12 protein-coding genes are annotated in these 13,558 nt (G+C 61.0%); all 12 read right to left on the bottom strand.

Annotation, left to right across the window (positions count from 1 at the left end):
- Positions 1 to 452: 452 nt before the first annotated feature.
- The 12 genes from ACCQ08_RS09600 to ispG all read right to left on the bottom strand — a co-directional run bounded on the left by ACCQ08_RS09600 (position 453) and on the right by ispG (position 13,543).
- The gene (locus tag ACCQ08_RS09600; RefSeq protein WP_239812392.1) at positions 453 to 977 is read right to left on the bottom strand and encodes a phosphoribosyltransferase; all 525 of its coding nucleotides are present in this window, start codon (positions 975 to 977) and stop codon (positions 453 to 455) included.
- Between the two features lie 32 nt (positions 978 to 1,009).
- Complete coding sequence (locus ACCQ08_RS09595; RefSeq protein WP_373449629.1) at positions 1,010 to 2,383, bottom strand: adenylosuccinate synthase; 1,374 nt, start codon at positions 2,381 to 2,383, stop codon at positions 1,010 to 1,012.
- A gap of 29 nt (positions 2,384 to 2,412) precedes the next feature.
- On the bottom strand, positions 2,413 to 3,561 hold the full coding sequence (locus ACCQ08_RS09590) for an ATP phosphoribosyltransferase regulatory subunit (RefSeq protein WP_239812394.1): 1,149 nt from the start codon (positions 3,559 to 3,561) through the stop codon (positions 2,413 to 2,415).
- 189 nt (positions 3,562 to 3,750) lie between these two features.
- A complete protein-coding gene (gene hflC, locus ACCQ08_RS09585; protein WP_230776001.1) occupies positions 3,751 to 4,635 on the bottom strand; it encodes a protease modulator HflC in 885 nt (294 codons plus the stop codon).
- Positions 4,636 to 4,644: 9 nt separating this feature from the next.
- The gene (gene hflK / locus ACCQ08_RS09580; RefSeq protein ID WP_239812395.1) at positions 4,645 to 6,009 is read right to left on the bottom strand and encodes an FtsH protease activity modulator HflK; all 1,365 of its coding nucleotides are present in this window, start codon (positions 6,007 to 6,009) and stop codon (positions 4,645 to 4,647) included.
- A 57-nt stretch (positions 6,010 to 6,066) separates the two neighbouring features.
- Positions 6,067 to 7,224 carry a GTPase HflX gene (hflX, locus tag ACCQ08_RS09575; RefSeq protein WP_239812718.1) on the bottom strand — a complete coding sequence of 386 codons (1,158 nt, stop codon included), beginning with the start codon at positions 7,222 to 7,224 and terminating at the stop codon, positions 6,067 to 6,069.
- Between the two features lie 97 nt (positions 7,225 to 7,321).
- Positions 7,322 to 7,573: an RNA chaperone Hfq gene (gene hfq / locus ACCQ08_RS09570; RefSeq protein WP_021027521.1), complete on the bottom strand. Its 252-nt coding sequence runs from the start codon at positions 7,571 to 7,573 to the stop codon at positions 7,322 to 7,324.
- 128 nt (positions 7,574 to 7,701) lie between these two features.
- On the bottom strand, positions 7,702 to 9,042 hold the full coding sequence (gene der, locus ACCQ08_RS09565) for a ribosome biogenesis GTPase Der (RefSeq protein WP_239812396.1): 1,341 nt from the start codon (positions 9,040 to 9,042) through the stop codon (positions 7,702 to 7,704).
- Between the two features lie 21 nt (positions 9,043 to 9,063).
- Positions 9,064 to 10,215 (bottom strand): outer membrane protein assembly factor BamB, encoded by a 1,152-nt coding sequence (gene bamB / locus ACCQ08_RS09560; protein WP_312416044.1) that lies wholly within the window; start codon positions 10,213 to 10,215, stop codon positions 9,064 to 9,066.
- 22 nt (positions 10,216 to 10,237) lie between these two features.
- Positions 10,238 to 10,882: a tetratricopeptide repeat protein gene (locus ACCQ08_RS09555; protein WP_312416042.1), complete on the bottom strand. Its 645-nt coding sequence runs from the start codon at positions 10,880 to 10,882 to the stop codon at positions 10,238 to 10,240.
- Positions 10,883 to 10,932: 50 nt separating this feature from the next.
- Positions 10,933 to 12,237 (bottom strand): histidine--tRNA ligase, encoded by a 1,305-nt coding sequence (hisS, locus tag ACCQ08_RS09550; RefSeq protein ID WP_312461931.1) that lies wholly within the window; start codon positions 12,235 to 12,237, stop codon positions 10,933 to 10,935.
- Between the two features lie 61 nt (positions 12,238 to 12,298).
- On the bottom strand, positions 12,299 to 13,543 hold the full coding sequence (ispG, locus tag ACCQ08_RS09545; protein WP_313335629.1) for a flavodoxin-dependent (E)-4-hydroxy-3-methylbut-2-enyl-diphosphate synthase: 1,245 nt from the start codon (positions 13,541 to 13,543) through the stop codon (positions 12,299 to 12,301).
- Positions 13,544 to 13,558: the final 15 nt, after the last annotated feature.

Genomic DNA, 13,558 nt, shown 5'->3' with positions numbered 1-13,558 from the left:
TCTGAGCCAGGATCAAACTCTATAGTTCGATCTTGAATTTAAAGTCTCTCGACTACTCACTCACTTGACGGAAATCAGAAGATAAATCTTCTTCATTACTGTTTTTGTGAGCGCTTGTTTTGCTCCGAAGAACATATGGCAATCGCCACCAAACGCCCACGCTTATCGGCTGTTAATTTTTAAAGACCTGACCCAAGAGTCTTGACCCTTGGATTGCCTTCGCCGCGATCAGCGAAGCCTTGTATTGTAGCACAGCTTTTTGAACTGTTTGACAAAGTTTTCAGCGTCTCCGCCAGCCCCTTGTCAGCACCTCAAAAAAACAAACCTTGCGAACCGCCCTCTTTCGAGTCTGGCAGCTTTGCAAGGCATCGTGCTGTCGATGGACGCTATTGTATAGGCGTTTTCCGACAGCACTTCACGGAATTGCAATTTTTTTCAACTGCAGAGGCGGCTCAGACCTTCCACTTCTCCAGGAGCTTCTCCGGGCGCAACGTGTCGTAGCCTTCGAATGGCTGGTGGATCCAGGGGTTGGTTGCCAGGAAATCCACCGAGTAATCCGGGGTGAAGGTGGAGACACCCTTGGTCCAGATCACCGCACTGCGCAGCTCGGTGATGGGCGCGTAGTTGTTCTTGAGCATGTTGATCACGGCCTTGAGCGTGTGGCCCGAGTCCGCCAGGTCATCCACCAGCAACACGCGCCCTGCGATTTCGCCCTTGGGCGTGGTGATGAAGCGCGCGATATCGAGATGCCCCTGCTGCGTGCCGGCCTCGGCGCGGTAGGAACTGGTCGACATGATGGCCAGGGGCTTGTCAAAAATACGGCTCAGGATGTCGCCAGGACGCATGCCTCCACGCGCCAGGCACAGGATGGTGTCGAATTCCCAGCCGGATTGGTGAATCTTAATGGCCAGTTTTTCAATCAGTCCATGGTATTCGTCGTAGCTGACATACAGGTGCTTGCCGTCTTCAGTAAGCATGGGTTTCCTCAATCAAAAGTAGCAACCAGGGCTCAGGCCTGGTAAGGGTTGTGCATCAGGATCGTGTGGTCGCGATCGGGGCTGGTCGAGACGACGGCGATCGGCACGCCGGTGACTTCGGCAATGCGGTCCAGATAACGGCGCGCATTGACCGGCAGCTTGTCGTATTCGGTGACGCCCACGGTCGTGTCGGTCCAGCCGGGGATGGCTTCATAGATGGGTTTGCAACGCTCGATGTCGTCTGCACCCAGTGGCAGCAGGTCGATGCGTTCGCCGTCGAGCTCATAGCCCACGCACAGTTGGAGCTCTTCGATGCCGTCAAGCACATCCAGCTTGGTGATGCACAGACCGGACAGGCCGTTGATCTGGGCGGAGCGCTTGAGCAACGCTGCATCAAACCAGCCGCAGCGGCGATAGCGACCGGTGGTGACGCCCTTCTCCGCGCCCACGGTGCTCATCACCCAGCCTGGCGTACCTTCCTTTTGCCATTCCAGCTCAGTCGGGAAGGGACCACCGCCGACACGGGTGCAGTACGCCTTAGTGATGCCCAGCACATAGTGCAGCAGGCCCGGGCCGACGCCCGCACCGGCGGCGGCATTGCCAGCCACGCAGTTGGACGAGGTCACATAGGGGTAGGTGCCATGGTCCACATCCAGCAGGGAGCCTTGCGCGCCCTCGAACAGCAGGTTGCTGCCTTCGGCGTGCAGTTGGTTCAGCTCGAACGACACATCGGCAATCATCGGCTTGATCAGCTCGGCGTGTTGCATCGCTTCGTTGTAGACGGCATCGAACTGGATCTCGCCATTCTTCATGTACGGAGCCAGTTGCGGACCGAAGTCAAATTTCTGCGAACCCAGCACGCTCACCAGAATATGGTTGTGCAGATTCAGCAGTTCGCGCAGTTTGGTGGCAAAACGCTCTGGGTGCTTGAGGTCCTGCACACGCAGTGCACGGCGGGCAATCTTGTCTTCGTAGGCGGGGCCAATGCCCTTGCCGGTAGTGCCAATCTTTTGCACACCGCCTTGTTCACGGGCTGCCTCACGGGCCACATCCAGCGCTTGGTGGAAAGGCAGGATCAGCGGGCAGGCTTCGGACACACGCAGACGATCACGGACCTGAACGCCGGCCTTCTCCAGGCCTTCGATTTCTTCAAACAGCTTGCCCACCGACAACACTACACCGTTGCCAATGAAGCACTTGACGCCGGGCCGCATGATGCCGCTGGGGATCAGATGCAGTGCCGTCTTCACGCCATTGATGACGAGGGTGTGGCCCGCATTGTGGCCGCCCTGGAAGCGCACCACACCTTGTGCGCTCTCCGTCAGCCAATCGACCAACTTACCCTTGCCTTCGTCACCCCATTGAGTGCCAACCACAACAACGTTGCGACCTTTGGAGATAGCCATGTCTTTTCCCATCCAAGAACAAAATACGGTTAAATGCTGCGCACGATCCACTGGCCATCTACTTCGGCCAGTTCGCGGTCGCAATTGAATTCGTCGACTTCATCGTCATGCCCCGGCAACGCGCAGACCACGGTTTCGCCGGTCTGGCGCAGGCGGGCGATGACCTCACGCATGTCGTGGCGGTCCACCCAGGGCGCACGGATTGCGGCCTTCAGCGGACGCGGCTCGACCACCGGCACCAGCTGCTTGATATCGAGACTGAAACCGACAGCGGGACGGCTGCGGCCAAAAGCAGCGCCCACTTCGTCATAGCGGCCACCACGCACCAGCGCGTCGGTCACCCCTTGCGCATAGATCGCAAAGCGCATGCCGCTGTAGTACGAGTAGCCACGCAGATCGGCCAGGTCAAACGTGACGGCCGGGCTGTCGATGCGGCTGGCCAACTGGCGCAGGTCGGCCAGAATGGGTGCTACACCCGGGATGGCCGCCAGCGCCTTTTCAGCCTCGGCCAGCACCTCCACATCGCCGTACAGGTGGAGCAAGGCGCGCAAACCATCACGCTGTGCCTGCGGGAAATCGCGGGTCAGCGAGGCAAGCTCGGACGCATCCTTGACCGCGAGCGCCGCATGCACGCGGCGCAGGGTCGGCAGATCCACCAACAGGCCGGCGAGCAGACGCTGAACGATGCGCACATCGGCCAGATCCACGGAGAAGTCATGCAGCTGGGCGACGCGCAGCGACTGGGTCGCCAGCGCAATCACCTCCACATCCGCCTCCACCCCTGCATGGCCGTAGATTTCGGCACCGAACTGCAAAGGCTCGCGGGTGGCATGGGGACGGTCGGGCTTGGCATGCAGCACCGGTCCGCAGTAGCACAGACGCGTGACACCCTTGCGGTTGAGCAAATGGGCGTCGATGCGCGCGACTTGTTGGGTGGTGTCAGGGCGAATGCCCAGGGTGCGGCCCGATAGCTGGTCCACGAGCTTGAACGTCAGCAGATCCAGCGCTTCGCCGGATCCGGATAACAGAGAGTCCAGATGCTCCAGCAGCGGAGGCATCACCAGTTCGTAGCCGTAAGCACAAGCCGTGTCGAGCAGGCCACGCCGAAGCTCTTCGATGTGTCGCGCTTCAGAAGGCAGCACATCGGCAATGTGATCCGGAAGGATCCAAGCAGACATGGGGAATTGGGAGGGCTGTTAAAAACGTGATTCTACAGGGATGACAGCAGGCGATCCGCATTTCCTGCTCTCGGCACTGCGCCTTTGCGGCCATTACCCGGCTGAGCTCCTCGGGGTGCTATAAGAAACCCCAATGAAAAAAGCCACTTTGCGAATGCAAAGTGGCTTGATGAAGGCGCTATGCCGTGCTTACTTGGAGCCTGACGAGCGATAGCCCTTGAAGAAGTCCGAAGACGATGGATCGACGACGATCACGTCCGACTTCTTGTTGAAGCTGGACTTGTAGGCCTCCAGGCTGCGGTAGAACTGCGCGAACTGCGGGTCTTTGCCAAACGCGTCGGCATAGACCTTGGCCGCTTCGGCATCGCCCTCGCCCTTCAGGGCCTGGGCATCCCGGTAGGCATTGGCCACGGTCACTTCGCGCTGGCGATCGGCATCGGCGCGGATCTTTTCACCCACGGCGCCACCGGTAGAGCGCAGCTCATTGGCCACGCGCTTGCGCTCGGCTTCCATACGGCTGTAGACCGATTCGGTGATGGCCTCCACATAGTCGACACGCGTGATGCGCACGTCGACAATGTCGATACCCCAGGGCTTGCTGCCCTTGACGGCTTCGAGCACTTCACGCTTGACGTCAGCCATCGTCTGCTCGCGCTTGCCGGAGATCATGTCCTGCACGGTACGGCGGTTGACTTCCTCCTGGAAAGCATTGCGCACCACACGGTTGAGCTGGATCGCGCCCTGGCCTTCGGTCGTACCCACATTGCGGATATAGGCCGATGGGTCGGTGATGCGCCAGCGCACATACCAGTCGATCACCACACGCTGCTTTTCAGCAGTCAGCATCGATTCGGTGTCGGTACTGTCCAAGGTCAGCAGGCGCTTGTCCAAGTAGGTCACGTTCTGCAGCGGCGGCGGCAGCTTGAAGTTCAAGCCCGGCTCCGTGATGACTTCCTTGATCTGGCCGAGTGCATACTTGATGCCGAACTGCCGCTGATCGACCACAAACACGGTGGAGCTGAGCAGCGCCAGCACCACCAGGACGGTTGAAGCTAAAAATCCCATTCGATTCACAAATCACTCCTAGCGCGACTCGCGGTCACGGGTACGGCTGGTATCACGGGCACGGGCATCGGGCACCGATGGTGCGGGTGCAGGTGCGCTGGTCGTGGACGCGTTCGAGCTGGCAGCAGCATCGCCTGCGGCAGCCCCGCCCTGGGTCTGTTGCATGATCTTGTCCAGCGGCAGGTACAGCAGGTTGGAGCCTTGCTTGGAATCGACCACCACCTTGGTCACATTGCTGTAGACCTGTTGCATGGTCTCCAGGTACAGACGGTCACGCGTGACCACCGGCGCCTTCTGGTACTCGGCATAGATCGACGAGAAACGCTGGGCATCACCCTGCGCCTGTGCCACGATCCGCGCCTTGTACGCCGCAGCCTCTTCCATCAGACGCGAAGCCGTACCGGTGGCACGTGGCACCACATCGTTGGCATAGGCTTCGGCCTGGTTCTTGGTGCGCTCACGCTCCTGACCGGCCTTGAGCACATCGTCGAATGCCGCCTGCACCTGCTCCGGCGGACGCACGCCACCTTGCTGCAGATTCACGCCGACGACTTCGACACCAATCTTGTAGCGATCCAGAATCACCTGCATCAGCTCGCGCACACGGGGCGCAATCTGGTCGCGCTCTTCCGCCAGTGCGGCGTCCATCTTCATCTTGCCGACCACCTCACGCACAGCGGTTTCAGCCACCTGGATGACGGTGTCTGCAGGCGCCTTGCTCTCGAACAGCCAGGCTCGGGCATCGCTCAGGCGGTATTGCACGGCAAACTTGATCTCGACGATGTTCTCGTCTTCGGTCAGCATCGCCGATTCGCGCAGGCCGGTGGTCTTGATGATGCTGTCGCGGCCCACATCGGCAGAGCGGATCTGCGAGACATAGACCAGCTCATGGCGCTGAACCGGGTACGGCAGGCGCCAGTTGATACCGGCATTGACAGTCTTGTGGTACTTGCCGAACTGCGTGATGACCGCCTGCTGGCCTTCCTGCACGATGAAAAAGCCGGTGCCCAGCCAGATCAGCGCAGCGACACCCACGATCAGGCCCAGGCCGACACCGGCGCCCTTGAACTCTGGCGGCTGGCTGGCATTGCCTCGTCCCGAGCCACCGCCTTTGCCACCGCCGAACAGACCACCGAGCTTCTTGTTCAGGTCCTGCCACAGCTCGTCCAGATCCGGCGCACCATTGGTGCTGGGTCGCTGGGCGTTGGGCCGGTTGTTTTGCTCGGGTGGGTTGTAGGGCGGACGGGAAGGCTCTTGACCTGCATTGCTGCTGTCGTCCTTGCCATCATCACCCCGCCCCCAGCGAGGATCGTTCAGGTTGAACATTCCGCGCAGGCCTTGCGGCAGCAAGGCCAGGCGCGGAAAACGTGAATGAAGTTTCATTAGCGATGTCTCTATGAATCAGCGTTACAAGCGCATGCAAGCAACCATTGTGGCACCCTAAGGAGCATTTCCCAGCAATTCGTCATCGGCATCTGGGGCTATCTCCCAGTTGCCGGCTGCATCGAGCGATGCCTGCCGCGCCAGCAAAGCCTGGGCCAGGTGCTCACGCACGGCCTCCAGCCCCTGCCCCTTGGCGGCACTGACAAAGAATCGTGGAACCTGCACCCCATCGAGCTCATAGCTGTCTGCAAGCGCTGGTGGCCGCCGGTCTGGCTCAATGGCATCCAGTTTATTGAATACCAGAACCTGCGGCACGTTTTCTGCCCCAATTTCCCGAAGAACCTTTTGGACTTGTTGTATTTGTTCCGGGTGGGCAGGGTTGGAGGCATCGACCACATGCAGCAGCAGATCTGCATCTACCGCCTCTTGCAGCGTTGCCTCGAAAGCATTGACCAGCCCGTGGGGCAGGTCCCGAATGAAACCGACCGTGTCGGAGATGGAGATGGAGCGCTGTGCCGACTCCAGGTACATCTGCCGCGTCGTCGTATCCAAGGTCGCAAACAACTGGTCAGCGGCATAGGCGCGTGCCTTGACCACGGCATTGAAGAAGGTCGATTTACCCGCATTGGTATAGCCGACCAGCGACACATTGAAGGTGTCATTGCGCTGCCGCTGGCGGCGCTGGGTACTGCGCTGCTTCTTGACCTTGACGAGCCGGTCCTTGGTCCGCTTGATCGCATCGTTGATCATGCGGCGGTCCAGCTCGATCTGCGTCTCACCCGGGCCGCCGCGCGTGCCAATGCCACCGCGCTGCCGCTCCAAGTGCGACCAGCGGCGCACCAGGCGGGTGCTGAGGTACTGCAGCTTGGCCAGCTCGACCTGGAGCTTGCCCTCATGGCTGCGCGCGCGCTGGGCAAAGATCTCCAGGATCAGCAAGGTACGGTCATTGACCGGCATCTGCAAATGGCGCTCCAGATTGCGCTGCTGGGCCGGGCTGAGCGCCTGGTCGAACAGAATCTCGGTCGCGCCATAGGTCTGCGCCACCATGCGGATCTCATCGGCTTTGCCACTGCCCACAAACAGTGCGGCATCGGGCACCTTGCGCTTGCACACCAGGCGCGCCACCGGGTTCAAGCCGGCCGTTTGCGCCAGCAGACCCAGCTCTTCGAGCTCGGAATCGAAGTGCGGAAAACCAAAATCCACCCCGACCAGCATGACCGGGGTGGATTTATTGTCGTTGGAATTTTGTTGATTACTCAATGATGTAGAGCTTTCACCCGCGATTGGCGCGAGTGTGTTGCTATCAAAAGCGTTAGGCTGCAGCTTCGTTGTCTTGCGAGTCAGGTGCCGAGAAATTCACAGCACGACCGGGGACAATGGTCGAGATCGCATGCTTGTACACCATCTGGGTAACGGTGTTGCGCAGCAGCACAACGTACTGGTCAAAGGATTCGATCTGGCCTTGGAGCTTGATGCCGTTGACCAAGTAGATGGACACAGGCACATGCTCGCGGCGCAGAGCGTTGAGGAAGGGGTCTTGCAGAAGTTGGCCTTTGTTGCTCACGATATTCTCCGTGTTCGGACAGTGTTGTTGTAAAACGCCACCTTACCACAGTGGCAACCTAACTGAACGATAAATGGTTGTTTCATGTGATGGGTCTGTGGATCAGACCTCATCTCACTTGTACGCTATCAATCTTTGTCAGCGTAAGGGTTATGTGAGGTCTTGAATTCAATCCGCAAGGGGGTACCGATCAAATTAAATTCCTTGCGGAAACGCCCTTCCAGAAAGCGCTTGTAGGCATCGGTGATGTGTTCGAGCGAGTTGCCGTGGATCACGATCACCGGTGGGTTCATGCCCCCCTGGTGTGCGTAGCGCAGCTTGGGGCGGTAAGGCCCGATCTTCTTGGGCGTCTGGTACTGCACCGACTCCAGCAGCACACGCGTGAGCACCGGCGTGGGCATCTTGCAGAGGGCCGACTTGTGCGCCTGGGTCATCGAGGTCCACAACGGGCCCAGACCCTGGCGCTTCTTGGCCGAGATGAAATGCAGCGGGGCAAACTTGAGGAAGGACAGGCGCAGCTCGATCGAGCGCTCCAGCATCTGGCGGCCATAGTCGTCGAGCGCATCCCATTTGTTGACGGCCAGCACCACGGCGCGGCCGCTTTCCAGAATGTAGCCGGCGATGTGGGCATCCTGGTCGGTCACGCCTTGGGTGGCATCGAGCAGCAGCAACACGACGTTGGCGCCTTCAATGGCCTGCAAGGTCTTGACCACCGAGAACTTCTCGATCGCCTCGAACACGCGGCCCTTGCGGCGCAAACCAGCGGTGTCGATCAGCTGGAACTTCTGGCCATTCTTCTCGAACGGCACCGCGATCGCATCCCGCGTGGTACCAGCCATGTCGAAGGCCACCAGACGCTCTTCGCCCAGCCAGGTGTTGATCAATGTGGACTTGCCCACATTGGGGCGCCCTGCCACGGCCAGCTTGATGACCTGCTCGTCCTCTTCGGCTTCGGCATCCTCGTCCTGGTTGAGCCAGGGCAACTGCTCGAGCGCCATGTCGATCATCGTCCGGATGCCTTGGCCATGCGCAGCCGAGACCGGAAACACCTCGCCCAGACCCAGCTCGTAGAACTCGGCCAGCTGGCCGCCATCCTTCATGCCTTCGGCCTTGTTGCCCACCAGCATGGCGGGCTTGCCCAGGCGGCGCAGGTAGCCGGCAATTTCATGGTCCTGGGCCGAGAGGCCCAGACGTACATCGACGACGAACAGCACCACATCCGCCTCGGCCACGGCCTGGCGGGTCTGCTTGGCCATTTCCTTGAAAATGCCACTGGTCGCATCGGGCTCGAAACCACCGGTATCGATCACGATGTATTCGTGCTTGCCCTGACGGCCTTGGCCGTAGTGGCGGTCACGCGTCAAACCGGCAAAGTCGGCAACGATGGCGTCGCGCGACTTTGTCATCCGGTTGAACAAGGTGGATTTGCCCACATTGGGGCGCCCCACCAAAGCAATAACTGGCTTCATTCCTGACTACTTTTTCTTTTCTTACTCGGGCCGAAAGCCATACACCGCGCCATCATTCGTCTGCACCACCATGGTGTTGCCCGCCACGACCGGCGCCACGGAAATACCAGAGCTGTTGGTCGAGAAGCGGTTCAGTGGCGAGCCGTCTTTCTTGGACAGCATATGCACCGTACCCGAACTATCACCAAAAATCACAGAGCGGCCCAATACCAGCGGCTGGCTCAGCTTGCGGTAGCGCAGGCGATTGCTCGTCCACACCACGCTGCCGCCATCGTGCGCCCAGGCCGTGATCACGCCGTTGCCATCGGCACCAGCCACCACATCGGCATCACCGGAGATGCCATTGATACCGTCGGCACGCACGGTCCAGCGCAGTTGCGCCGTGGATGCGTCAATACAGCCCACCGCCATCTGGTAGGCACGGGTGCACAGCACCGAGCCCTGGCGCGCAACGCCGCCCACCAGCTCCACCAGACGCTCGACGTCATTGGTGCCACGGGGGCTGGCGATCGGCACTTCCCAGCGCAATGCACCGCTGTTGGGGTCGATACCGACAAAACGGCCCGACACGCCAGCGACCAGCGTGTCCTGGTAGGCGGTCAGCACCCCGCTTTGGCGCAGCACCAGCGCTTCCGTGGTCTTGGCCTGGCTCCACAGCGCCTGGCCGGAGGCCGCATCAAAGGCCTGCACCGAGCGGTCCGCGCTTTGCACAAAGATGCGCTCGCCCGCCACCAGCGGCGCGGTATAGACACGCGCTGTCAGGCGCTTGCGCCACATTTCCTTGCCCTGGCTCAGCGCGACGAGGTTGCCGTCTTCGGTCACCACCGCAGCCCATTTGCCATCGCTGCCTACGCCGGCCGAGAGCTTCTGGCCCACATTGACGCGCCACAGATCGGCACCCGTGTCCGCATTGACGGCGGCCACTTGGCCATCGGCAGAGGCCAACGTCACCACATTGCCGCTGACATTCATCACCAGGGTGGGATTGCTCTTGCCAATGCGCTGCGTCCACACCTGCTGCACCGACAGCAGTGCGACATTGGGCTCAAGCTCGGCAGGCTTGCGCTTGTCCGACGAGAACAAAGAGCAGCCCGCAATGGCCAGGGCCACTGCCGATACCGTCAAAACCTTGGCTGCAGCAGCCGCTGCAGCATATGCCTGTTGTTGTTTCATGCGCACTGCCTTCTGCCATCCATCACTTCAGATCTTCGCCCAGCGCATTGAGCTTGACGGAGATCACGTTGCGGTATTCCACGCCCGGTTCGGTCTTTTGCAAAGCCGCCTTGTACGACTCGATGGCTTGCGCCTTGTCGCCCTTGGCCAGATAAACATCACCCTTGTGGTCTGCCACCACGGCATCGAACTCGGTCGGCATCTTGGTGCCCAGCACCTTGAGCGCCTCATCGTAGGCCTGGCTGTTGAGCAGCACCGCAGCCAAACGCACGCGGGCAGTGGCCTTGAGGCCCTCATCCGAAGCATTTTCTGCCACCCAGGTGAGCGCGGCCTTGGCATCGTCCATCTGGCCCTTGTCACCCGCAGCCTTGGCCACCAGCAGGCCGGCATGTGCCGCTTGCATGGTGCTGCCATAGTTGCTGCGCAGGTCGCCAAAGGCCTGGTCGATGCGGGTCTTGTCACCGGAGTTGACCGCAGCCTCGACCGCAGACGACAGCGCGCTGGCTTGCGAGGCCTGGCGGTTCTGCCAGTACTGGTAGCCGTTCCAGGCGGCAAAGCCACCCAGCACAATCACCAGCACCGTGGTGATCAAGGTGCCCCACTTGTTCCAGAAGTGCTTGAGCTGGTCTATCTGTTCCTGTTCTTCCAGATCTAAATGCGTTGCCATATTGTTCTAATGGAGTTGGTTCAAAAAATTGCTTGCAGCCGAGGCTGCACTTATGCGCGCAGTTGCGCTGCCCAGTGGGCCACGGCGTCGATCGCATGTTCGGCCTGGGCCCCCTCGCCATCGCGCAGTTGCTTGACGGTCACCATGCCGCGCTGCATCTCGTCGCTGCCAAAGATCAGCGCGCACGCGGCGCCGCTGGCATCGGCCTTCTTGAACTGCGACTTCATGCTGCCCAGGCTTCCTGCCACGGCCGAGCCATGCATCTGCACCCGCACCCCTGCTTGTCGCAAGGTCTGGATCACACGCATGGCCTGCGGCAGCAATGCTGCGTCCGGCAGGATAGCGTAGGCGTCAATAGACGGGCGATCCCACTGGATATTCAGCTCCTTGATCAGCTCCAGAACGCGCTCGATGCCCATGCCCCAGCCCACGGCGGGTGCGGGCTTGCCGCCGATCTGCTCGATCAGGTAGTCATAACGGCCGCCGCCACAGATCGTGCCTTGTGAGCCGAGTTTGTCGGTGATGAACTCGAACACCGTCAGGTTGTAGTAGTCCATGCCGCGCACCAGGCGCGGGTTGACCGACCAGGCCACACCATTGGCGTCCAGAATGTCCTGCACCGCCTTCAAGTGGGCCTTGGAATCCTCACCCAGAAAGTCCAGCAGTTGGGGCGCAGCATTGACCATCGCCTGCATCGCCGGGTTCTTGGTATCGAGCACGCGCAGCGGGTTGCTGTACATGCGGCGCTTGCCTTCTTCGTCCATCACATCGGTGTGCTGCTCAAAATAGGCCACCAATGCCTCGCGGTGGGCGCGGCGCTCCTCGGGCTGGCCCAGGCTGTTGAGCTCCAGGCGCACGCCTTCAATGCCCAGGTCCTTCCACAGCTGCGCCGCCAGCAGGATGACTTCGGCATCGAGCTCGGCGCCGCCAAAGCCCATGGCTTCAACGCCGACCTGGTGGAACTGGCGGTAGCGGCCGCGCTGCGGTTTCTCCCGGCGGAACATGGCGCCAATGTAGAACAGGCGCTTGCCGCCGTCATAGAGCATGTTGTTCTCGACCACGGCGCGCACCACACCGGCAGTGCCTTCGGGGCGCAGGGTCAGGTGCTCGGCCTGGCCATGCTTGTCGGCCCGGTCTTCGAAGGAATACATTTCCTTCTCGACAATGTCGGTGACCTCGCCCAGACCGCGCACAAACAGCGCCGTGTGTTCTGCCAGCGGCGTGCGGATGTTGCGGTACGCGAAGCGCCCCATCAAGTCGCGCACCTTGCCTTCAAACCATTCCCACATGGCCGAATCGGGCGGCAGGATATCGTTCATGCCTTTGATGGCGGCCAGCTTTTCATTCATGCCCATGGGCTTCAATCTCTCTGTTCAGTATGCTTGCAAACACTTGCCAGGCCAGCAAGTGCAGCTATCAATTATCTACCTTGGCAGCACCGTAGCGGCGCTCCACATAGCCCTGCACGATATCGTGGAACTCCTGCGCAATGCGGTCACCGCGCAAGGTCATGGCCTTTTCGCCGTCAATGAAGACGGGCGCTGCGGGCGATTCGCCATTGCCCGGCAGGCTGATGCCGATATCGGCATGCTTGCTTTCACCAGGGCCATTGACAATGCAGCCCATCACGGCCACCTTCATCTTCTCGACGCCGGGGTACTTCACACGCCATACCGGCATCTGCGAGCGCAGGTGCTGGTCGATGTCGCGTGCCAGCTCCTGGAACGTGGTGCTGGTGGTGCGGCCACAGCCCGGACAGGCGGTGACGCTGGGCACAAAGCTGCGCATGCCCATCGCTTGCAGAATCTCGCTGGCGACCACCACCTCCTGCGTGCGGGCCTCGCCCGGCTGCGGGGTCAGCGACACGCGGATGGTGTCGCCAATGCCATCTTGCAGCAGGATCGACAGCGCAGCGGCCGAGGCCACCGTGCCCTTGGTACCCATGCCCGCCTCGGTCAAACCCAGGTGCAGGGCATAGTCGCAGCGTGCGGACAGGCCGCGGTAGACCGCCACCAGATCCTGCACGCCACTGACCTTGCAGGACAGAATGATCTGGTCGCCGTTCAGGCCCATTTCCTCGGCACGCTGCGCTGAGGAAATGGCCGAGGTGATCAGCGCCTCATACATCACCTGGCGCCCATCCCAGGGTACGGCGCGGCGGTTGTTCTCGTCCATCAGCTCGGCCAGCAGCTCCTGGTCCAGGCTGCCCCAGTTCACGCCAATGCGCACGGCCTTGTCGTACTGCATGGCCGCCTCGATCATCTGGCCGAACTGCTTGTCCTTCTTGTCGCCCTTGCCTACATTGCCGGGGTTGATCCGGTATTTGGACAGCGCCTTGGCGCAGTCAGGAAACTCGGTCAGCAGGCGGTGGCCGTTGTAGTGGAAGTCGCCCACCAGCGGCACGTTCTCACCCATGCGGTCGAGCTGCTCGCGCACATAGGGCACCGCAGCTGCGGCCTCTGGCGTGTTGACGGTGATGCGCACCATCTCCGAGCCCGCCTGCGCCAGCTCCTTGACCTGGATGGCCGTCTCGATCACATCCACGGTGTCGGTATTCGTCATCGACTGTATGCGCACGGGCGCATCGCCCCCCACCGTCACCACACGGTCACCCCAGACCACACGGGCCTGGCGACTTTTGCGGGCGGCCGGCGCCACCATGGGCACGGGCAACAG

Origin of the sequence: Comamonas sp. SY3 (genome assembly GCF_041730275.1) — a bacterium.
Lineage (GTDB): Bacteria > Pseudomonadota > Gammaproteobacteria > Burkholderiales > Burkholderiaceae_C > Comamonas > Comamonas sediminis.
This window is presented reverse-complemented; position numbering and strand designations above follow the sequence as displayed.

What these genes read in the sequence shown, in the direction of transcription:
- ACCQ08_RS09600 (WP_239812392.1), bottom strand. Translation starts at nt 977, where the DNA reads ATGCTTACTGAAGACGGCAAGCACCTGTATGTCAGCTACGACGAATAC.
- ACCQ08_RS09595 (WP_373449629.1), bottom strand. Translation starts at nt 2,383, where the DNA reads ATGGCTATCTCCAAAGGTCGCAACGTTGTTGTGGTTGGCACTCAATGG.
- ACCQ08_RS09590 (WP_239812394.1), bottom strand. Translation starts at nt 3,561, where the DNA reads ATGTCTGCTTGGATCCTTCCGGATCACATTGCCGATGTGCTGCCTTCT.
- hflK (WP_239812395.1), bottom strand. Translation starts at nt 6,009, where the DNA reads ATGAAACTTCATTCACGTTTTCCGCGCCTGGCCTTGCTGCCGCAAGGC.
- hflX (WP_239812718.1), bottom strand. Translation starts at nt 7,224, where the DNA reads ATGCTGGTCGGGGTGGATTTTGGTTTTCCGCACTTCGATTCCGAGCTC.
- der (WP_239812396.1), bottom strand. Translation starts at nt 9,042, where the DNA reads ATGAAGCCAGTTATTGCTTTGGTGGGGCGCCCCAATGTGGGCAAATCC.
- bamB (WP_312416044.1), bottom strand. Translation starts at nt 10,215, where the DNA reads ATGAAACAACAACAGGCATATGCTGCAGCGGCTGCTGCAGCCAAGGTT.
- ACCQ08_RS09555 (WP_312416042.1), bottom strand. Translation starts at nt 10,882, where the DNA reads ATGGCAACGCATTTAGATCTGGAAGAACAGGAACAGATAGACCAGCTC.
- hisS (WP_312461931.1), bottom strand. Translation starts at nt 12,237, where the DNA reads ATGGGCATGAATGAAAAGCTGGCCGCCATCAAAGGCATGAACGATATC.
- ispG (WP_313335629.1), bottom strand. Translation starts at nt 13,543, where the DNA reads ATGGTGGCGCCGGCCGCCCGCAAAAGTCGCCAGGCCCGTGTGGTCTGG.